Source organism: Cupriavidus sp. FW306-1B-F12B (assembly GCF_058781795.1).
This window is the reverse complement of sequence record NZ_JBYSXC010000002.1, coordinates 575,172-595,892: the sequence shown is the minus strand read 5'-3', so window position 1 is coordinate 595,892 and position 20,721 is coordinate 575,172. Positions and strand designations below refer to the sequence as shown.

The following is a 20,721-nucleotide window of genomic DNA, read 5'->3' as shown; positions in this document are numbered from 1 at the left end:
AGACAAGGCGGCCATGGCCGCCTTTTTTGTCATTACTCCGCCTCGGCACCCTCCCCGCTCCGCTCTGCCCCGTCCTTGCGCCGGCGCGGCCATAGCCGCCCGCCCGAATCCCCGTCCAGCCGCGGCAGCAGCAACCCCACCTGCAGGATCTGCGCGCCTTCCATGCGCGTCACCGTCAGCGGCAGGCCAGCGATCGCGACGCTGTCGCCCTCCACCGGCGGCGAGGTGAAGGCACGCTGCATCGCAGTTTCCAGCGTCAGCGGCTCCTCTTCCGGGGTCAGCGCGCGCGTGCCGTACAGCGCCGCGACGTCGCGCAGCAGCGCATCGCCCGACAACAGGAAATCATGCGAGGCCTGCTCCCAGGTGGGCGCGCGGCCCAGCGCCTGGAACAGCGCGGACAGCATCGGCAGGGTCGTCACCGGCGCCAGCACCGAGACGCTGTCGCCGGCGCGCAGCACGGTCTGTTCCAGCGCCGCCAGCGCATCGTCGCGCGCCACCGTCAGCAGCCGGCAGCGCGGCGGCAGCTCCAGCTGGTCGGCGCGCACGTTCTCCACTGGCGCGTTGGGTCCTACTTCGAACTGCATCACCTCCAGGATCGGCGCGCGCGTGCCGCGCAGGCGCGACCGCGCCAGCGGCTCGGGGTAGCCGGGGCGCCGCACACGCGCCAGGCGCGCGGCCACCGACACCGTGGTGCCCTGGAACAGCAGGCTGGCCAGCACCACGGCAAAGGCGATGCGGAACAGCAGCCCCGCTTGCGGCACCTCGCGCAGCAGCGGAAACAGCGCCAGCACGATCGGCACCGCACCGCGCAGGCCCATCCAGGCGATAAAGCCAGTCTCGCGCGCATTGAAGCGGAACGGCAGCAGCGCCAGCCACACCGCCACCGGCCGCGCCACCAGCATCAGGAAGGCCGCCACCGCCACCGCCGGGCCGGCCACCTCCCAGATCCGGTGCGGCGACACCAGCAGGCCCAGCAGCAGGAACATGGCCGACTGCGCCAGCCAGGCCATGCCGTCCATGGCGCGCATGGTGTCCGACGTCACCGCGCGCTCGCGGTTACCGATCAGCATGCCGGTCAGGTACACCGCCAGGAAACCGCTGCCGCCGGCGCTCTGCACCAGCGCGAACACCATGGCGCCGCCCGAGCACAGCAGGATCGCCTGCAGCCCTTCGGCCACGCGGATGCGCTCCAGCACGCGGGCCAGGCAATAGCCGAGCGCCAGGCCGAGCACGCCGCCCACGCCGAACTGCACCAGCAGCCGCGTGACCAGGCCCAGCGGCGTCAGGCCGTCAGGCGCGGTCAGCCATTCGATCAGCGTCAGGGTCAGGAAGATCGCCATCGGGTCGTTGATGCCGGACTCGATCTCGAGCACGCTCGCCACCCGCTCCTTCAGCCGGATGCCGCTGCTATTGAGCATCGAGAACACCGCGGCGGCGTCGGTCGAGCCGACGATGGCGCCAAGCAGCAGCCCGAGCCGCCAGTCGATGCCCAGCAGCCACGCGGCGAACACGCCGACCAGCGCTGCCGTCACCAGCACCCCCACGGTCGCCAGCGACAGCGAAGGTTTCAGCGCCACCCGGAAGGTGGCAAAGCGCGTGCGCAGCCCGCCATCGAGCAGGATCACCGCCAGCGCCAGGTTGCCGACCAGGAAGCTGAGCCAGGTATCGGAGAAACGGATGCCGCCCGGCCCGTCCACGCCGGCCAGCATGCCCACGGCCAGGAAGACCAGCAGGAACGGCACGCCCAGGCGTGCCGAGAAAGCCCCCAGCACGATGCCCAGCGACATCACGACGGCGCCGATCAGAATGATGTGGTCAATGCTCTCCAAACCGCTCCTCGCGTTGCGTAGTGGTTCCTTGCGGAACCTTTCAAACCTTTCAGCGGCGGGTAGCGCCGCGCGGCGCAAGACCGCCCCGGATAATAGCGCAGCGACTGGGGCTTCTGCCCGCCAGGCCGCTCCCAGCTTGGCTTGGCGGCACTTTTAAGCGCTCTTTCACTAGGGGATACCCTCAGCATGACCCTGTTTGCAGACATCTGAAAGGTAGCTGAAAGGTCGCCCCCTTAACTTCCACCCTGCCCGTAGGAGGGCGCCCGCAAACTGCCGCATTGATGCAATGCAACAAAGGCAGCGGAAGGGAACCCTCCTGAGATTTCAAGCAGTCTTATCGAGGAGATTCACTTTGCGCATACGTAGCCAAAAGGACTTCGCCTCCGGCCTGATGTTCATCCTGGTCGGATTCGGCTTTTCCTGGGTCGCGCGCGGTTATTCCATGGGAACCGCCGCAAAAATGGGACCGGGATACTTCCCGTTCTGGCTCGGCATCGTGCTCGCCCTGCTGGGCGTGCTGGTGCTGTGGGGCTCGTTGTCTTCCAAGTCGGAAGAAGACAACTTGGCCCGCTGGGACATCAAGACGCTCTTGTGGATCCTCGGTTCGGTGGTGCTGTTCGGCCTGCTGCTCAAGCCGCTGGGCATGGTGCTGTCGGTGCTGGTGCTGGTGCTGGTGTCGTCGATGGCCAGCCATGAATTCAGCTGGAAGGGTGCCATCCTCAACGCCATCATCCTGGTGCTGATCAGCCTGGGCGCGTTCGTCTACGGCATCAACCTGCAGATGCCGGTGTGGCCGGCTTTCCTGGCAAGCTAAGGAGGCCGCCAACATGGAACTTCTAACCAACCTGGGTCTGGGCTTCTCCACCGCCCTGACCTTCCAGAACCTCGCGTACGCCTTCCTGGGCTGCGTGCTGGGCACCCTGATCGGCGTGCTGCCGGGCCTGGGGCCGCTGGCCACCATCGCCATGCTGCTGCCGGTGACCTACACGCTGCCCCCGGTGGCCGCGCTGATCATGCTGGCCGGTATCTACTACGGCGCCCAGTACGGCGGCTCGACCACCGCCATCCTGGTGAACCTGCCTGGTGAATCGTCCTCGGTGGTAACAACCATCGACGGCTACCAGATGGCAAGGCGAGGACGAGCGGGGGTGGCGCTGGCCACAGCCGGGCTGGGCTCGTTCTTCGCCGGCTGCGTCGCCACCATGATCCTGGCCGCCTTTGCCGCGCCGCTGTCGGAACTGGCGTTCAAGTTCGGCCCCGCCGAATACTTCTCGCTGATGGTGCTGGGCCTGATCGGCGCCGTGGTGCTGGCTTCGGGTTCGCTGGTCAAGGCCATCGCCATGATCGTGCTGGGCCTGCTGCTGGGCCTGGTCGGCACCGACGTGAACTCGGGCGCGGCGCGCTTCTCGTTCGACGTGCCGGAACTGACCGACGGCCTGAACTTCGTCTCGGTGGCAATGGGTATCTTCGGCTTTGCTGAAATCATCGCCAACCTGGAGCAGAAGGAACACCGCGAGACCTTCACCGACCACATCACCAACCTGTTCCCGACCAAGGAAGACTTCAAGCGCATGATCCCGGCGGTGCTGCGTGGCACCCTGCTGGGCTCGGCACTGGGCATCCTGCCGGGCGGCGGTGCATCGCTGGCTTCGTTTGCTGCCTACTCGCTGGAGAAGAAGACCTCCAAGTATCCGCAGGAATTCGGCAAGGGTGCGATCGAAGGCGTGGCGGGACCGGAATCGGCCAACAACGCGGCTTCGCAGACCTCCTTCATCCCGCTGCTGACGCTGGGCATTCCGCCCAACGCGGTGATGGCGCTGATGGTGGGTGCGATGACCATCCACAACATCCAGCCCGGCCCGCAGGTGATGACCAGCAACCCGGCGCTGTTCTGGGGCCTGATCGCCTCGATGTGGATCGGCAACCTGATGCTGATCGTGCTGAACCTGCCGCTGATCGGTATCTGGGTGAAGCTGCTGAAGGTGCCTTACCGCTACCTGTACCCGGCCATCCTGACGTTCTGCTGCATCGGCGTGTACTCGGTCCAGAACACCACCTTCGACGTGTTCCAGACCGCGGCCTTCGGCGTGGTGGGCTACCTGTTCATCAAGCTCAAGTGCGAACCCGCGCCGCTGCTGCTCGGCTTCGTGCTGGGGCCGATGATGGAAGAGAACTTCCGCCGCTCGCTGCTGCTGTCGCGTGGTGACTTCAGCGTGTTCGTGACGCGCCCGCTGTCGCTGGGCCTGCTGATCGCCGCTGCCGTGCTGGTGCTGATCGTGGCGATGCCGTCGATCAAGGCCAAGCGCGAGGAAGCGTTCCAGGAAGAATAAGCAGGGAATATCGCCGGCCCCGGGGCCGGCGGCACAACACACTAAGGGCACCGCAAGGTGCCCTTTTTTTTTTGCGCTTGCCGGCTACGTTTTGGCTCGGCCCCACCGCCACCCGACCCCCGACGACCTATATTGGTAGGACTCGGACAACGGTCGCGCTGCGCGCGTCGGAGGTTGAAATCATGACCATGTCTACCACGCTGGCGAGATGCCTGAGCAAGAAGCAGAGCCAGTTCGACACCGTCCGGCACCCCTACAGCCTCGGCAGCATGGCCACTGCGCAGGCCGCACACATTCCCGGAGACCGCCTGGCCAAGACCGTCCTGCTGGAAGACGGCAGCGGCTACGTCACTGCCGTGATTCCTTCGACTCACCACCTGAAACTGTCGGAGCTCTGCGAGCAGACCGGCCGCAAGCTGTCGCTGGCGCATGAGGATGGCGTGCGCGAAGTGTTCCGCGACTGCGACCACGGCGCGCTCCCGCCGGTCGGCATGGCCTACGGCACGCAGACCTGGCTCGACGACAGCCTGCTGACGCACCCCGACGTCTACTTCGAGGCGGGCGACCACCAGGAACTGGTGCACATGAGCACCGGGCAGTTCCTCGACCTGATGGCCGATGCGCGGCGCGGGCATTTTGCGCACAGGATGATGTAGGGTCCTGCCCTGGCAGGCCACGCGGCCGGCGCTTGCCGGCCGCTTTTCTTTCGCGTTGGCGATCGCTTCACCAGGCCGCTCGCGCGCGCATGGCAAAAAGCTGCCGTCGCCGGCCACGGTGACCGGCGAAGGATCTTCTTTCACCTCACGGACCCGGCCCCGTCAGGGGAATGACAGCCCTGACGGGACCCGGCGACCGCTCAGGCGACGTCGAACCGGTCGAGGTTCATCACCTTGACCCAGGCGGCGACGAAGTCCCGGACGAATTTCTCCTGCGCGTCCTCGCTTGCATAGACCTCGCAAAGCGCCCGCAACTGGGCATGCGAACCGAACACCAGGTCGACCCGGGTACCGGTCCACTTCTTCGCACCGGTCTTGCGGTCAAGCCCCTCGAACACTTCCCGGGCTTCCGACAGCGGCTTCCATTCCGTGCTCATGTCGAGCAGGTTGCGGAAGAAGTCATTGGTCAGCGTTTCCGGCCGGTCGGTGAAGACGCCGTGCGCATCCTGCCCGGTATGGACGTTCAGCACGCGCAGCCCGCCGATCAGCACCGTCATCTCGGGCGCGGTCAGGGTCAGCAATTGCGCCTTGTCGATCAGCAGCGCCTCCGCCGGGATGCTGTACTTCTGCTTGAGGAAGTTGCGGAAGCCGTCCGCCTTCGGCTCGAGCGCGCCGACCGACTGCACGTCGGTCTGTTCCTGCGAGGCATCCATGCGGCCCGGCGTGAACGGCACGGTCACTTGATGTCCGGCCTTCTGCGCGGCCTGCTCGATCCCGGCACTACCGGCCAGCACGATCAGGTCGGCGAGCGAAATCTTCTTGCCGCCGGACTGCGCGCCGTTGAACTCAGCCTGGATTCCTTCGAGCACCTTCAGCACCTTGGCCAGCCGCTCGGGTTCGTTGGCTGCCCAGTCCTTCTGCGGCGCCAGTCGGATGCGCGCCCCATTGGCGCCACCACGCTTGTCCGAACCGCGGAAGGTGGAGGCCGAGGCCCAGGCGGTCTGCACCAGTTGCGAGACCGGCAGCCCCGACGCCAGGATCTTCTGCTTGAGCGCGGCGACGTCCTGCTCGTTGACCAGCGGATGGTCGACCGCCGGAATGGGATCCTGCCAGATCAGCTCTTCGGCCGGCACTTCCGGGCCGAGGTAGCGCGCGCGCGGGCCCATGTCGCGGTGGGTCAGCTTGAACCAGGCGCGGGCAAAGGCATCGGCGAGCTGGTCAGGATTCTCCAGGAAGCGCCGCGAGATCTTCTCGTAGACCGGATCGAAACGCAGCGACAGGTCCGTGGTCAGCATCATTGGCCGCAGCTTCTTCGAGGGATCGTAAGCGTGCGGGATGGTTTCCCCGCCATCCTTGGCCACCCACTGGTTGGCACCAGCGGGACTCTTGGTCGGTTCCCATTCGTGGCCGAACAGGTTCTCCAGATAGCTGTTGCCCCACTTCGTCGGCGTATTGCTCCAGGTCACCTCCAGCCCGCTGGTGATGGTGTCGGCGCCCTTGCCGGTGCCAAAGGCGCTTGACCATCCCAGGCCCTGGAGTTCAAGGTCGGCGCCCTCGGGCTCGGCCCCGATGTTGTCCCCGGCGGGACCGGCACCGTGCGTCTTGCCGAAGGCATGCCCGCCGGCAATCAGCGCGACGGTCTCCTCGTCGTCCATGGCCATGCGCGCGAACGTTTCACGGATGTCGTGTGCCGCCGCGAGCGGGTCCGGGTTGCCTTCCGGGCCTTCCGGGTTCACATAGATCAGGCCCATCTGCACGGCGGCCAGCGGGTTCTCCAGGTTGCGTTCCTGGTCGGTGCGGCTGGCCTCGGCGCCATGCAATTCCTCGTCGGCGATGATCACGCCCTCGTCGTCGTACTTGCCGGCGGCACCCTTGCCGTAGCGAAAGTCACCGCCCAGCCAGGTCTTTTCATTGCCCCAGTACACATCCAGGTCCGGCTCCCAGGTATCTTCGCGGCCACCGCCGAAGCCGAAGGTCTTGAAGCCCATGGTCTCGAGCGCGACGTTGCCGCTCAGGATCATCAGGTCGGCCCAGGAGATCTTCTGGCCGTACTTTTGCTTGATCGGCCATAGCAGGCGGCGCGCCTTGTCCAGGCTGACGTTGTCCGGCCAGCTGTTGATCGGCGCGAAACGCTGCTGGCCGCGCCCACCGCCCCCGCGGCCATCGCCAATGCGGTACGTGCCGGCACTGTGCCAGGCCATGCGGATGAGCAGCGGACCATAGTGGCCGAAGTCCGCCGGCCACCAGTCCTGCGATTGCGTCATCAGCGCCGCCAGGTCCTTCTTCACCGCCGCCAGGTCGAGGCTCTTGAAGGCTTCCGCGTAGTTGAAGTCCGCGCCGAGCGGGTTGGACTTGCTGGAATGCTGGCTGAGCAGGTCCAGGCGCAATTGCTTTGGCCACCAGTCGCGATTCGTGGTACCGCCGCCGGCGGCATGAGTGACGGGACACTTTGCTTCGTTAGACATGCGTTCTCTCCTTGTGGGACGTACTGAACACGCCTGCAGCGATGGCTTGGGGGTCGCTGTTGCATCAGCGATCCCGTTCCGGCGGAGCTTGCGAATCCACGCCGGGAATCTCCTTCAAAAGCATGCCGGCTGACTTCTGCCGGTGCGCTGGGCATGCTCCGACGCGGTAGGTCGGGCGCCGCCCCATGGCAATGCGGCCGCGTCAGCGGCAGTCCGCAACCCCAATATATGCACAGCTGAGCGCCAGGAGAATGCGTTTCTGACTATCCTCCCGATAGACCCTGGTTATGGCGTGGACGCAACCCGCGCTAGGCGCCAAACAGCTCGCTGCAGGCCGCCCGCACCGCCGCGGTCACCTGCCCGCGCCCGTGGTCGCGCCGTTCCAGCATGCCGATGTGACGCATCACCGGCTCGCCGTTGACCAGCAGCGGCAGGATGCGCAGCGCCTCGTCGTCGCGCCAGCGCGCGCGGCGCAGCAGCGGCACCACGGTCACGCCGACCTCCTGCCGCACCAGTTCCACCAGCGCCTCGATCGCGTTCAGCTCCAGGAACTCGTTGACCTTCAGGTGCGCGCGGCGCAGCGCGCGCTCGACCAGCACGCCGGTGCGCTGGCTGCGGTCGAAGCGCAGGTAGGGATTGGTGGCGAGCGCCTCGCGCGCGTCGCGGCCCGGGCTGCCGCGTGCCGCGATCGCCACCAGCGGCTCCTGGTACAGCGGCGTCCAGCGCAGCGTGCCGGGCACGCGCGCGGCGCCCTCCACCAGGATGGCGGCATCCAGCTCGCCGGCCTCGACCTGTGCCGCCAGTTCGATCGACTTGGCGCCGACCAGGCGCACGTCGAGCGCAGGATAAGTGCGCTTCATATGCGCCACCGCATGTGACAGCCCGCCCATCACCGACACTACCGCACCCACTGCCACCGCACCCGCCATGGCTTCGTCCGAGGCCAGCGGCAGGCGCATCTCTTCATACAGCGCCAGCATGCGTCGCGCCAGCGGCAGCAGCGCGCGGCCGTCGGCATTGAGCACGGCCACGCGGCCGTTGCGGTCGAACAGCTCGCGGCGCAACTCGGTCTCAAGCGCGCGCATCTGCAGGCTGACGGCGGCCTGGGTCAGCGCCACCTGGCCGGCAGCGGCGGCAAAGGAGCCGTGCTCGGCCACGGCAACGAAGGTACGGAGGAAGCGGACAGTGCTCATCGGTGCACGCAAGGGAAGAGTCAGGCATATGCCGGCAAGGCGCGATCCTTAAGATTTCCTTGTGACATTGGAAAGAAATATTAGCTTTCTTTGTGACCGACAGCACGGAATAATGAAGGCAGGCTCATGAATCGGGGCCAATCGCCTGACACCGGAGACAAGAATGAAATCCTGGCTGCGCCGCTTCGGCATCGGCCTTGGCTGCGGGCTTTGCCTGGCCGCCACGCCCGCACTGGCCGATACCTATCCCAGCAAGCCGATCCGCCTGATCGTGCCCTTCCCGGCCAGCGGCGCAACCGACCTGCTGGCACGCGCCATCGCGCAGAAGGTGGGCGCCAACCTGGGCCAGCAGATCGTGGTCGACAACCGCCCCGGCGCCGGCGGCGCGATCGGCTCGGACATGGCCGCCAAGGCAGCGCCCGACGGCTATACGCTGCTGATCGCCACCACCAGCACGCATTCGATCGGGCCGTATATCAACACCCGCCTGCCATACAACACCGAGACCGACTTCACCCCGGTCAGCCAGGTGGCGATCGCCACCAACCTGCTGGTGGTGCCGAACGGCCTGCCGGCGAAGAACGTGCGCGAGCTGATCGACTACGCTAAGAAGCATCCCGGCGAGCTGAACTACGCCTCCAGCGGCAACGGCACCGTGGTGCACCTGACCGCCGAGGCCTTCAAGGCGCAGGCGGGCGTGTTCATCACCCACATCCCCTACCGCGGCACCGCGCTGGCCGTGCCGGACCTGATCTCGGGCAAGGTGCAGGTGCTGTTCGACAGCATCGTGTCGGGCCTGCCGCATGTGAAGGACGGCAAGCTCAAGGCACTGGCAGTGACCAGCGCCAAGCGCTCGCCGCTGGCACCGGAAATCCCCACCGCGAGTGAGTCGGGCCTGCCCGGCTTCGAGTCCGATACCTGGTTCGGCATCTATGGCCCCAAGGGCCTGCCGGCCGATATCGTCAACCGCCTGAATGCCGAGTTCAACAAGGCCATCCAGTCGCCCGAGGTCAAGGAACGCCTGGGCAAGCTGGGCGCCGAGCCGGTCGGCGGCACGCCGGCGCAGTTCGCCGCGATGGTGAAGAAGGACAGCGCGCGCTGGGGCAAGCTGATCAGGGATCGCAAGATCACGGCAGAATAAGGGCCGCAGAATTTGCGCTACAGGCGCACCGAGCACAAGGACACAGACAAGCATGCAGAACTTCAACTGGACCAACCCCTACCCCTCCGTGCGCATCCCGCTGTTTGCGCGCAACGTGGTTTCCACCTCGCACCCGCTGGCTGCGCAGGCCGGCCTGCGCATGCTGCTCAAGGGGGGCAATGCGGTCGATGCCGCCATCGCCGCGGCCGCCGCCATCACCATCGTCGAGCCGGTGTCGTGCGGCCTGGGCAGCGATGCCTTTGCCATCCTGTGGGACGGCAAGGAACTGCACGGCCTGAACTCGTCGGGCGTGGCCCCGGCGGCCTGGAGCCCGGAATACTTCAAGAACAAGTACGGCACCGATGCCAACGGCCTGGCCAACCGCCCGATCCGCGGCTGGGACTCGGTCACCGTGCCCGGCGTGGTCGCCGGCTGGGCCGCGCTGCATGAGCGCTTCGGCAAGCTGCCGTTCGCCGACCTGATGGAGCCGGCAATCGAGATCGCCGAGCGCGGCTATGCCGTGCCGCCGGTGGTGGCGCACAAGTGGGCCGCCGCGGTGCCTGAACTGAAGGACCAGCCCGGCTATGCCGAGACCTTCATGCCCAATGGCCGCGCCCCCGCGGTGGGCGAGAAGTTCACCATGAAGGCTGCCGCCGAAACCCTGCGCAAGATCGGCGCGACCCGTGGCCGCGCCTACTATGAAGGCGAGATCGCCGAGCAGATTGCCGCCTTCAGCCAGCAGTGCGGCGGCGCCATGACGCTCGATGACCTGCGCAACTACCGCCCCGACTGGGTCAAGCCGATCAGCAAGTCCTACCGCGGCTACGAGCTGCACGAGATCCCGCCCAACGGCCAGGGCATCGCCGCGCTGATCGCGCTGGGCATCCTGGACCAGTTCGACATGGCTTCGATCCCGGTGGACTCGGTCGATTCTCAGCACCTGCAGATCGAGGCAATGAAGCTGGCCTTTGCCGACCTCTACCGCTACGTAGCCGACCCGCGCAGCATGGAAGTCACGCCGGAGGCAATGCTCGATGACGCGTACCTGAAGTCGCGCGCGAAGCTGATCGACATGCAGCGCGCCACGCATTTCGACTTCGGCATGCCGAAGGTGGGCGGCACCATCTACCTGACCGCCGCCGACGAGAACGGCATGATGATCTCGTTCATCCAGTCCAACTACATGGGCTTCGGCTCGGGCGTGGTGGTGCCGGGCACCGGCATCAGCCTGCAGAACCGCGGCGTGGGCTTCTCGATGGACCCGAAGTCGGCCAACGTGGTCGCGGGCGGCAAGCGTCCGTTCCACACCATCATCCCGGCCTTCCTGACCAAGGACGGCCAGCCGGTGATGAGCTTCGGCGTGATGGGCGGCGACATGCAGCCGCAGGGCCACCTGCAGACCGTGGTGCGCATGCTGGACTACAACCAGCAGCCGCAGGCCGCGTGCTGCGCGCCGCGCTGGAAGGTCAACCGCGACTTCACGCTGGACGTGGAAAGCACCATGGACCCGGCCACGGTCGAGGGCCTGAAGGCGCGCGGCCACCAGCTCAAGTCAGTGGACGATCCGTACATGGACTTCGGCTCGGGCCAGTTCATCTGGCGCCTGTCGGAAGATGCCGAGCACGGCTATGTCGCCGCCAGCGACAGCCGGCGCGATGGGCAGGCGGTGGGGTTCTGAAGCGCAAGAAGGGAGCGCGGTTTTGGGTGCACCAAAGCCGCCGGAACTAGCCTAAGCAAGGTGTTCGCCCTCTCCCGCAAGCGGGCGAGGGGAGCCTCCTGCAAGCGGCGCCGCGAACAACTCCGCCTTCCGAACTGGCCCGCCCACAAACCCGCCAACTGTCCATGGCCCGCTGGCCCGGTCTACGTACACTTTGACGGAAGATACCCGGAGCCCCCGCGCCATGACCACCTACGCCTTCCGCCTGCTCAACGTCTTTGCCGAAGCCACCTTCGGTGGCAATCCGCTATGCGTGTTCGACGATGCGCGCGGCATGGACGAGGCCACCATGCAGGCGCTGGCGCTGCAGTTCAACCTGTCGGAAACCACCTTTATCCTGCCGTCGGAACGTGCCAGCGCGCGGGTGCGCATCTTCACGCCGGGCTATGAGATGCGCTTCGCCGGCCATCCGACGCTGGGCACCGCGCACGTTGTGCGCAACCTGGCCGGAACCGGCGACGCGCTGACGCTGGAGTTCGCGGCGGGCGTGGTGCCGGTGACCGCGCAGGGCGATGTCTGGACCTTCACCGCCCCCCACAGCGGCAAGCCGAAGACTGCGCCGGTGGGCCTGTCCGATGCCGACATCGCCAGCCTGCTCGGCCTGCGGGAACACGACCTGCTGGTGTCGCCGATGTGGGTCGACACCGGCGCCGACCAGCTGCTGGTGGCAGTGCGCAGCACCGATGCCGTGCGCCGCGCCAACCCCGACAGCGCGCGACTGCAGATCTGGCCGCAGAGCAGCCTGGGCCGCAAGACCGCCTACGTCTTTGCCTTCGACCCGGAGCAGCCCGGCCGCGTGCGGTCGCGCTACTTCTTCACCAAGCAGGGCGGCGGCGTGGCCGAGGACCCGGGCACGGGCTCGGCCTGCGCCAACCTGGGCGGCTGGCTGCTGGCCACCGGCCACGCGCTGCCGGCCGAGTATGCGATCGACCAGGGCGAGGCCGTTGGCCGCCCCTGCCGGCTGCGCCTGAAGGCCGATGCCGAAGGCGCCATCCGCGTGGGCGGCCGCGTGCTGGAGATCGGCCGGGGTACCGTGACCGTGTAACGGCATCTGCGCTACATTGACGGTTTCGCCCCCCGCCGACCCACGCCCCGCCGACCCACGCCCCGCCTGCCATGACCTCGCACGCCATCACCACGCTGGCCGAACTGGAAGCGCTCTACGCGCAACCGGCGGCCCCGTCGCTGTCCAAGGAAGTCGACTACCTGCACCCGCACTACCGCGCCTTTATCGAGGCAGCGCCCTTCTGCCTGCTGTCGACGGTGGGCGAGGACTGGGCCGAATGCTCGCCGCGCGGCGATGCGCCGGGCTTTGTGCAGGTGCTGGACGAACGCACGCTGCTGCTGCCCGACCGGCGCGGCAACAACCGCATCGACAGCCTGCGCAATATCGTTGCCGATCCGCGCGTGGGGCTGCTGTTCGTGATCCCCGGCATCAACGAGACCATCCGCGTCAACGGCAGCGCGCAGATCAGCGTCGACCCGGCGCTGGTCGCGCGCTGCGTGGTCGACGGCAAGGCCCCGACCACGGTGCTGGTAGTCACGGTGCAGTCAGTGTTCTTCCAGTGCGCCCGCGCGCTGATCCGCTCGCGGCTGTGGGCAGCGGATGCGCAGGTGGCGCGCCAGTCGCTGCCGAGCAACGGCGAGATCCTGGCCACGCTGACCGACAACGCCATCGACGGCGCCGCCTACGACCGCGAACTGCCCGAGCGGCAGCGCACCACGCTCTATTAGCCTAACCGCGCGGCAGCCACTGCGGCGCGTGCGTGCCGAGCGGCTCGGACGGCAAGGTCCAGCGCGCCGGCGTTTCCGACAGATGCGCCGCATGGCGCACCACCGTCAGCATGCCGAAGCCCGACGGCACCGCCTCGAGCAGGTCGGCCACGTCGTCGATCTTCTGCTCGGGCGCCTTGAGCCCGCCCGGCACGCGCCCCAGGCCGCGCAGCCACTGCCCCACCTGCGCCAGCGACACCCGCACATGCCAGCTGCCGCCCTCCAGCGCGCGCCGGTGCAGCGCGGCCATCGCGCCGAAGGCCAGCAGGTAGCCCGCGGCGTGGTCCAGCACCTGCGCCGGCAACGGGCGCGGCGTGTCGCTGCCGGCCGCCTGCGCTTCGGCATCGTTGAAGCCGGTGGCGCTCTGCACCAGCGAATCGAAGCCGCGCTTGTGCGACCACGGCCCCACATGGCCATAGGCGCTCAGCGACACATAGACGATGCCCGGACGCGCGCGCGCCGCGGCCTCCGGCCCCACGCCCAGCTCGGCCAGGCCGCCGGGGCGGTAGCCCTGCACCATCACGTCGGCACCGTGCAGCAGCTTGTGCAGCGTGCGCTTGTCATCGGGATCGCGCAGGTCCAGCTGGCAGCTGCGCTTGCCGCGGCCGGTGTCGATCACCAGCGGCGGGATCGACGGCAGGTGCGAGGCGGTGACCAGCAGCACGTCGGCGCCATGCGCGGCCAGCGTGCGGCCCGCCACCGGGCCGGCGATGATGCGGGTGAAATCGAGCACGCGCACGCCCGACAGCGGCTGCGCGTCCGCGGATGCGGGCGCCGGCAACGGTTGCGGCGGGGCGTCGCCGATGCGCTCCAGCGTCACCGGCGGCAGGCCGCACAAGGCGGCCGCCTGCGGATGGCGGTCCCATTCCTCGAAGCTGCGCAATGCCGCAACCACCAGGCCCGCGTCGGACGCCGCGGTCTCGAAGGCTTCGGCGTCCCGCTTTTCCAGTGCGGCCTGCACGGCCGCCTTGTCATTGGCGCAGCCCAGCAAGCGCACCACGCCGTCGCGGTGGTGCGGGAAATTGGTATGCAGGCGCACCCAGCGGCCGTCGCCGCAGCGGTAGATGCCGGCCAGCCTGTCCCACAGCTCGGGCGCGGGGCCACCATCGACGCGCAGGTAGCGTTCGCTGCGGAATTCGGTGATGGCGTGGCGCATGTCGACGCTGACGTCCTGCCAGCGGCCGGTGCGGCTGTGCCACAGCGCGGCGGCTGCCAGCGCCGCCGCGCCAAGGCTGGCCTGGGCGGCGGTGCCCACAGCAAAGCTCGACGGCAGCACCGGCTCGGCGCCGTCCAGCTTCAGGTGCGCCAGCGCCTCGGCGGGCAGGCCGGCATCGCGCCACAGCGCGGCAACGACTTCAGAGGGCTCAAGCGGCACTGGCGCCGCATCGGGTTGGGCGTTCATGGGCATTCCTGCAGCGATGGACCAAAGCCGGCCACCACGGGCCGGCACGCTCCCATGCTACTCCGACACATCACTTTCGTCGCAGCCAGGCGCATCCGCGCGGACGCAAATCCGGGACAAGGGCGGAAATCCGCGGCGGCTCGCGGCGTGCGGCGGCTCCGGCACGGTAAAATCCCGTTATTGGCATTCCGCCACGCAATCTGACGACCCGGCCCCAAGCACCCAGACGCATCAGGCCGGCCAACCGGCGCCATCATGAGCCACGACAACAAGCCTACCGACAGCACCCCCGCCGCCTCCAACTTCCTGCGCAGCATCATCGACCAGGATCTCGCCGCCAGCACCTATGCCGGCCGCCAGGACAAGGCCGGCGAACCGCTGCCGACCGTCATCACCCGCTTCCCGCCGGAGCCCAACGGCTACCTGCATATCGGCCACGCCAAGAGCATCTGCCTGAACTTCGGGCTGGCGCGCGACTATGGCGGCCGCTGCCACCTGCGCTTTGACGACACCAACCCGGTCAAGGAAGACACCGAATACGTCGATTCGATCATCGACGCGGTGCACTGGCTCGGCTTTTCCTGGGACAGCGAGGGCAAGGACGGCACCAGACAGCCGCACCTGTACTACGCCAGCGACTACTTCGACCAGCTCTACGCCTTTGCCGAGACCCTGATCGAGCGCGGCGCCGCCTATATCGACAGCCAGACCGCCGAGCAGATCGCCGCCAGCCGCGGCAATTTCTCCGAGCCGGGCAAGCCCTCGCCCTACCGCGAGCGCAGCGTCGAAGAGAACCTGCAGCTGTTCCGCGACATGCGCGCCGGCAAGTACGGCGACGGCGAGCACGTGCTGCGCGCGAAGATCGACATGAGCGCGCCCAATATCGTGATGCGCGACCCGGTGCTCTACCGCATCCGCCATGCCCATCACCACCGCACGGGCGACAAGTGGTGCATCTACCCGATGTACGACTTCACGCATTGCATCTCGGACGCGCTCGAGAACATCACGCATTCGCTGTGCACGCTGGAGTTCGAGAACAACCGCCCGCTGTACGACTGGGTGCTTGAGCACCTGCGCGACAGCGGCGTGTTCCGCGACCCGCTGCCGCACCAGTATGAGTTCGCGCGCCTGAACCTGACCTACGCCATCACCAGCAAGCGCAAGCTCAAGCAGCTGGTCGATGAAAAGCGCGTGGACGGCTGGGACGATCCGCGCATGCCCACGCTGGTGGGCGTGCGCCGGCGCGGTTACACCCCGGAATCGATCCAGCTGTTCTGCGACCGCGTGGGCGTGGCCAAGGCCGACAGCTGGATCGACATGAGCACCCTCGAAGGCGCGGTGCGCGACGACCTGGACGGCCGTGCCGCGCGCGGCGTGGCCGTGCTGGACCCGCTGCGCCTGGTGATCGACAACTACCCCGAAGGCCAGAGCGAAGAATGCTCGGCACCGGTGCACCCGAAAAAGCCCGAACTGGGCCGCCGCGTGTTCCCGCTGTCGCGCGAGCTGTGGATCGAGCGCGAGGACTTCAACGAGACCCCGCCCAAGGGCTACTTCCGCCTGTTCCCGGGCAACAAGGTGCGGCTGAAGTACGGCTACGTGATCGAGTGCACCGGCGTGGACAAGGATGCCGACGGCAACGTGATCGCCGTGCACGCCAGCTACCTGCCCGAAACCAAGAGCGGCACGCCGGGCGCCGACAGCGTCAAGGTCAAGGGCGTGATCCACTGGGTCAGCGCGGCGCACGCGTACGAGGCCGAAGTGCGCCTGTACGACCGCCTGTTCAACGACCCCAACCCGGATGCCGGCGGCAAGAACTTCCTGGATGCGCTCAACCCGGATTCCAAGCAGGTGATCACCGCCTACCTGGAGCCGGGCCTGCGCGAGGCCCAGCCCGAAGACCGCTTCCAGTTCGAGCGCCATGGCTACTTCGTCGCCGACCGCACCGATTCGCAGCCGGGCAAGCCGGTCTTCAACCGCATCGTCGGTCTGAAAGACAGCTGGGGCAAGTGATGGCCAAACCTGGCAAGGCAGCCGTGCAAACCATCACCTTCCCGCTCGAGGGCGAGTTCATCGCGCTCAATGACCTGCTCAAGCTGGCGGGCGTGTGCGACAGCGGCGGCGCCGGCAAGGCGCTGGTCGCCGCCGGCGAAGTCTCGGTGGACGGCGCGCCCGAATCGCGCAAGACTGCCAAGATCCGCGCCGGGCAGGTGGTGGGCCTGGCGGGCATCGAGATCCGCGTGGTCGCCGCCTGACCGCGCGGGCCAGGCCGGCGGCGCCAGTGACGGCGGCGCCGGCATTGCAACCGAAAGGACTGGACTATGCCGATCGCTTTCTGGTGCGTGCTGCTGGCCGGCATCCTGCCGCTGGTGACGGTGGCCATCGCCAAGGCCAGCGCGCCTGGCTATGACAACCATGACCCGCGCGGCTGGCTGGAGCAGCAGTCCGGCCGCGCGCGCCGCGCCGACATGGCGCACCGCAACCACTTCGAGGCCTTCCCCTTCTTTGCCGCCGCCGTGCTGGCCGCCAGCCACCTGCAGGCGCCGCAGGCCCGCATCGACGAGCTGGCCGTGGTCTTCATCGTGGCCCGCGTGCTCTACACCGTGTGCTACGTGACCGACCGCGCCACGCTGCGCACGCTGTGCTGGACCGTCGGCTACCTGTCGGTGGTGGGGATGTTCCTGCTGCCCGTGTTCGTCCACTGAACGCCGACTGAGCCATGGCCGCACGCGCGCTGGCACTTGCTGCCGCCCTGGGCATCGCCGCCGCGCAGGCGGCGCCGCTTGAATACACCATCGATCCGGCGCACACCACCGTCTATTTCTCCGCCAGCCATTTCGAGCGCAGTTCGGTGCGCGGGCGCTTTGGCAAGATCGACGGGCGCCTGGTCTATGACGCGGACAGCGGCGCCGGCGCACTCGACATGATCGTGGACCTGGCCTCGGTCGATACCGGCAACCGCACCCTGGACGGCGTGCTGCGCTCGGCACAATTCTTCGATGCCGCCCAGCACCCGGTGGCGCGGCTGCGTGCGGACCGCTTCCTGATGGAAGGCGGCCGGCTGGCGGCGGTCGAAGGCGAGCTGACGCTGCACGGCGTCACGCAGCCGCTGCGCCTGCAGGCCGAGCGCTTCCGCTGCGGCGAGGTCACCCTGTTCGGCGTGAGCCGGCAGGTCTGCGGCGGGGACTTCCGTGCCGAGGTGCCGCGCAGTGCCTTTGGCATGACCCGCTTCCTGCCCGAGGTAGGCGACACCGTGACGCTGCAAGTAGCGGTCGAGGCATCGCCCGCGGGCAGCACCCCGCGCTAACCCTATTCGTCACCTCCGGCGCAAATTTCTCTTGTAGAATCAGCGCTTTGCCCAATTCCCGGCACGCTCGCCTGCATGTGCCTGATGGGGGCGCGCGAGACCGAGACCATGTTCGATATCCATTCCGGCGACATCGTGGCCGCCGCACTGGCAGCTGCCGGTGCTTGCCTGGCCTGCAGCATTCCGGGCGACTTCCTGCGCCGCTTCCCGCTGTGGGCAGTGCAAACCTACGGCCGCGGCGCGCTGCTGATGCCGTTCCTGGCGATGATGGTCGGCACCTGGCTGTTCCGGCTCGGGGTGGCCGGCCAGATCGACACCACCGCCGGGCAGGCGCTGATCGTTGCCGCCGGCTTCCTGGGCACGCTGCTGCTGTCGGCGCTGCTGCGCTTCTACCTCAAGGAATACCGCAAGCGCTGAGCCACTGCGCCAGTATGCCGTGCCCGCAGGCGGTGTCCGGCAAATGGCGTATGATGCGGCCTTTTGCGTCTCCCGCACCCCAGCCGGGGCGCCTGCCGCTCACTTCACCTCATGGCGCTCAAATCCACCATCTTCAAAGCTGACCTGTCGGTCTCCGACATGGACCGGCCCTACTACGGCAGCCACAGCCTGACCATCGCCCAGCACCCGTCCGAGAATGACGCGCGCATGATGGTGCGCCTGCTGGCCTTTGCCTGCGAAGCCACCGAAACGCTGGCCTTCACGCGCGGCCTGGACGAACCCGACGAACCCGACCTGTGGGACAAGCGCCTGACCGGCGACATCGCCCACTGGGTCGAACTGGGCCAGCCCGACGAAGCGCGCCTGAAGCGCGCCGCCGCGCGGGCCGAGCGCGTGACCGTCTATACCTACAATGCGGCCAGCGCGCGCGAATGGTGGAAGGGCATGGCGGGCAAGGCCGGCAAGCTGCGCAACGTCACCGTCTACAATGTCCCGGCGGAAGCGGTCGAAGCCCTGGCCGCGCTGGCGCAGCGCGCCATGCGCCTGTCGGTGACGATCCAGGACGGCGACATCTGGGTGGCCGACGACGACCGCAATGTGCAACTGACGCTGGATGTGCTCCAGCGCGCCCAAGCCTGAACGCAGCCGCGCTGCGTTCTCCTCTCACCACGTCTGTTCCCATCGGAAGGAAATACGCCATGCAAACCACGCCCTCTGGCCTGCAATACGAAGACACCACCGTCGGCGCCGGCGCCGAAGCCACCGCCGGCAAGCACGTCACCGTGCACTACACCGGCTGGCTGTACGAGAACGGCCAGGCTGGCCGCAAGTTTGATTCGAGCAAGGACCGCAACGACCCGTTCGTGTTCCCGCTGGGTGCCGGCCATGTGATCCGCGGCTGGGACGAAGGCGTGCAGGGCATGAAGGTGGGCGGCGTGCGCCGCCTGGTGATCCCGGCCGACCTCGGCTACGGTGCCCGCGGCGCCGGCGGCGTGATCCCGCCGAACGCTACCCTGCTGTTTGAAGTGGAACTGCTGGCGGTCTAACCCGGCAGCAAGGTTGTCGCGCCTGCACAGGCAGGGGCGACAACCGCGGCAACTACCCGTCTTGCTGGCGCTCCCGCGCCTCAGAACCCGATCGCGGCGTTGCCGACATCGACGCGGACCTTGTCCCGGTCCAGCAGCCGCGCCGCATGGCGGGCATAGTCCTGCGCCCAGGCAGGATCGCCGGAGAAGCGCGCCTCTCCGGAAAACTTGGCGACATTCAGGATCTTGTCGATCACCAGCACCTTGCCGACCGGGCTCGACGCCTGGCAGTCCAGCTCGGTATATTCCCGGTCGAACCAGCGCCACGCGGCGTCCTCGGTGACCGCGGCCAGCTCGTCCGTGCCGATCGTGAAGTCATATTCCTTGCCACTGCCGAACACCACCGTAAGCGTGCGTGCCATCGCGGGTTCCCCCTGTGAATTGAGGCCACCATTGTAAGGACATGGCAGCCGCGCCGGCCAGCAATTCACGTGCGCCTGATCGCGGACAATGGTGCGGCAGCACGCGTCCGCGGCGAGTGACAGCGGCGGCACGCCGCGCCAAACGTTGTCAGGCGCCCACACCCGTGCCGGTTGCTCAGGCAATTCTGAGAAAAACTGGCACTTATGTCATTTCCCCCACCTTCCCGTGGCGCCGCTTTGATTTATGCTTCCACCATGGCCATCACGCGACAGGACCTCGAATCCGACCGTCTGCGCACCTCGCTGTGCAGTACTCCGGTCGCGTCCTCGCTGCTGCCGGAAGCCGTGCTCGAGCAGTCCCTTTCCGACACGCTGGCGCGCCGCCCGGAAGATCCCGCGCTTGGCGGCGATGTCTGGCTGTTCGGCTATGGTTCGCTGATCTGGAACCCGATGGTGGTGCACACCGAGCGCCAGCGTGCCACCGTACACGGCTACCACCGTGGCTTCTACCTCTATTCCCGCATCAACCGGGGCACCTGGGACAACCCGGGCCTGGTGCTGGGCCTGGACCGGGGCGGCTGCTGCCACGGCATGGTGTTCCGCATCCCCAGCCATGTGGTCGAGCAGGAATTCCGCGTGCTGTGGCGCCGCGAGATGCTGACCGGGGCCTACCATCCGCGCTGGCTGCGCATCCGCACCGGGGATGCCGGCGCGCCTGAGCAGCGCGCCCTCGCCTTCGTCATGAACCGCTCGCACGAGGCCTACGCCGGCCGGCTGCCGGATCCCAGCGTGGTCGAGCGCCTGCGCCACGCTGCCGGACTGTACGGCCCCGCGCGCGAATACCTGCAGCAGACCTTGCTGGGCCTGGCCACCAACGGCGTCGACGATCCCTACCTGGGCCGGCTCTGGCGCCAGCTGCAGGCCGACGATGCCGCCGACGCCGAGCGCGCTGCGCACGCCGCCCGCGATGACGCAGCGCCCCTGCCGGCCAGCCCCCACGAAACCGTCTGAGCCAAGGAGCTG

Annotated in this window: 20 protein-coding genes; 15 read left to right on the top strand and 5 right to left on the bottom strand. The window is 67.8% G+C overall.

From position 1 onward, the window contains the following. Positions 1-32 precede the first annotated feature (32 nt). Entirely contained in the window at positions 33-1,829 is a 1,797-nt protein-coding gene (locus AC3WLE_RS06030; RefSeq protein WP_492356984.1) for a potassium/proton antiporter, read from the bottom strand. A 352-nt stretch (positions 1,830-2,181) separates the two neighbouring features. Here AC3WLE_RS06030 and AC3WLE_RS06025 point away from each other — a divergent pair, with 352 nt between their 5' ends. From AC3WLE_RS06025 to AC3WLE_RS06015, 3 genes are all read left to right on the top strand, one after another. Then, a complete protein-coding gene (locus AC3WLE_RS06025; protein ID WP_010813683.1) occupies positions 2,182-2,643 on the top strand; it encodes a tripartite tricarboxylate transporter TctB family protein in 462 nt (153 codons plus the stop codon). 13 nt (positions 2,644-2,656) lie between these two features. Next, the gene (locus tag AC3WLE_RS06020; RefSeq protein WP_492318746.1) at positions 2,657-4,159 is read left to right on the top strand and encodes a tripartite tricarboxylate transporter permease; all 1,503 of its coding nucleotides are present in this window, start codon (positions 2,657-2,659) and stop codon (positions 4,157-4,159) included. A gap of 182 nt (positions 4,160-4,341) precedes the next feature. Further along, entirely contained in the window at positions 4,342-4,815 is a 474-nt protein-coding gene (locus AC3WLE_RS06015) for an aminoacyl-tRNA deacylase (protein ID WP_492351539.1), read from the top strand. A 200-nt stretch (positions 4,816-5,015) separates the two neighbouring features. Here AC3WLE_RS06015 and katG read toward each other — a convergent pair whose 3' ends face one another. After that, positions 5,016-7,280: a catalase/peroxidase HPI gene (gene katG / locus AC3WLE_RS06010; RefSeq protein WP_492318748.1), complete on the bottom strand. Its 2,265-nt coding sequence runs from the start codon at positions 7,278-7,280 to the stop codon at positions 5,016-5,018. Positions 7,281-7,588: 308 nt separating this feature from the next. Continuing rightward, entirely contained in the window at positions 7,589-8,473 is an 885-nt protein-coding gene (locus AC3WLE_RS06005; RefSeq protein ID WP_492318749.1) for a LysR substrate-binding domain-containing protein, read from the bottom strand. A 163-nt stretch (positions 8,474-8,636) separates the two neighbouring features. Here AC3WLE_RS06005 and AC3WLE_RS06000 point away from each other — a divergent pair, with 163 nt between their 5' ends. From AC3WLE_RS06000 to AC3WLE_RS05985, 4 genes are all read left to right on the top strand, one after another. After that, positions 8,637-9,614: a Bug family tripartite tricarboxylate transporter substrate binding protein gene (locus AC3WLE_RS06000; protein ID WP_492356983.1), complete on the top strand. Its 978-nt coding sequence runs from the start codon at positions 8,637-8,639 to the stop codon at positions 9,612-9,614. 52 nt (positions 9,615-9,666) lie between these two features. Next, entirely contained in the window at positions 9,667-11,292 is a 1,626-nt protein-coding gene (gene ggt / locus AC3WLE_RS05995) for a gamma-glutamyltransferase (protein WP_492318751.1), read from the top strand. Positions 11,293-11,515: 223 nt separating this feature from the next. Further along, positions 11,516-12,376 carry a PhzF family phenazine biosynthesis protein gene (locus AC3WLE_RS05990; RefSeq protein WP_492318752.1) on the top strand — a complete coding sequence of 287 codons (861 nt, stop codon included), beginning with the start codon at positions 11,516-11,518 and terminating at the stop codon, positions 12,374-12,376. A 71-nt stretch (positions 12,377-12,447) separates the two neighbouring features. Then, positions 12,448-13,065: a pyridoxamine 5'-phosphate oxidase family protein gene (locus AC3WLE_RS05985; RefSeq protein WP_492351535.1), complete on the top strand. Its 618-nt coding sequence runs from the start codon at positions 12,448-12,450 to the stop codon at positions 13,063-13,065. A 1-nt stretch (position 13,066) separates the two neighbouring features. Here the strand turns inward: AC3WLE_RS05985 and AC3WLE_RS05980 are convergent, their stop codons facing one another. Then, complete coding sequence (locus AC3WLE_RS05980; RefSeq protein ID WP_492357490.1) at positions 13,067-14,506, bottom strand: CoA transferase; 1,440 nt, start codon at positions 14,504-14,506, stop codon at positions 13,067-13,069. A gap of 255 nt (positions 14,507-14,761) precedes the next feature. Here AC3WLE_RS05980 and AC3WLE_RS05975 point away from each other — a divergent pair, with 255 nt between their 5' ends. The 7 genes from AC3WLE_RS05975 (at position 14,762) to AC3WLE_RS05945 (ending at position 19,297) form a co-directional block, all read left to right on the top strand. Further along, a complete protein-coding gene (locus AC3WLE_RS05975; RefSeq protein ID WP_492318755.1) occupies positions 14,762-16,519 on the top strand; it encodes a glutamine--tRNA ligase/YqeY domain fusion protein in 1,758 nt (585 codons plus the stop codon). Next, on the top strand, positions 16,519-16,761 hold the full coding sequence (locus tag AC3WLE_RS05970) for an RNA-binding S4 domain-containing protein (protein ID WP_010813694.1): 243 nt from the start codon (positions 16,519-16,521) through the stop codon (positions 16,759-16,761). The genes AC3WLE_RS05975 and AC3WLE_RS05970 overlap by 1 nt, the downstream gene beginning before the upstream one ends. 66 nt (positions 16,762-16,827) lie before the next feature. After that, complete coding sequence (locus AC3WLE_RS05965) at positions 16,828-17,211, top strand: MAPEG family protein (protein ID WP_492318756.1); 384 nt, start codon at positions 16,828-16,830, stop codon at positions 17,209-17,211. 14 nt (positions 17,212-17,225) lie between these two features. After that, entirely contained in the window at positions 17,226-17,813 is a 588-nt protein-coding gene (locus AC3WLE_RS05960) for a YceI family protein (RefSeq protein ID WP_492357489.1), read from the top strand. 108 nt (positions 17,814-17,921) lie between these two features. After that, positions 17,922-18,230 carry a hypothetical protein gene (locus AC3WLE_RS05955; protein WP_492318758.1) on the top strand — a complete coding sequence of 103 codons (309 nt, stop codon included), beginning with the start codon at positions 17,922-17,924 and terminating at the stop codon, positions 18,228-18,230. A 111-nt stretch (positions 18,231-18,341) separates the two neighbouring features. Continuing rightward, on the top strand, positions 18,342-18,890 hold the full coding sequence (locus AC3WLE_RS05950) for a YaeQ family protein (RefSeq protein ID WP_010813698.1): 549 nt from the start codon (positions 18,342-18,344) through the stop codon (positions 18,888-18,890). Between the two features lie 59 nt (positions 18,891-18,949). Continuing rightward, entirely contained in the window at positions 18,950-19,297 is a 348-nt protein-coding gene (locus AC3WLE_RS05945) for an FKBP-type peptidyl-prolyl cis-trans isomerase (protein WP_010813699.1), read from the top strand. Between the two features lie 80 nt (positions 19,298-19,377). On the opposite strand, the gene AC3WLE_RS05940 is transcribed toward AC3WLE_RS05945, so the two are convergent. Next, positions 19,378-19,698 carry a hypothetical protein gene (locus AC3WLE_RS05940; RefSeq protein WP_013957577.1) on the bottom strand — a complete coding sequence of 107 codons (321 nt, stop codon included), beginning with the start codon at positions 19,696-19,698 and terminating at the stop codon, positions 19,378-19,380. A gap of 255 nt (positions 19,699-19,953) precedes the next feature. On the opposite strand from AC3WLE_RS05940, the gene AC3WLE_RS05935 reads away from it, so the two are divergent. Further along, a complete protein-coding gene (locus tag AC3WLE_RS05935) occupies positions 19,954-20,709 on the top strand; it encodes a gamma-glutamylcyclotransferase (RefSeq protein WP_492357488.1) in 756 nt (251 codons plus the stop codon). The last annotated feature ends 12 nt before the right edge of the window (positions 20,710-20,721 follow it).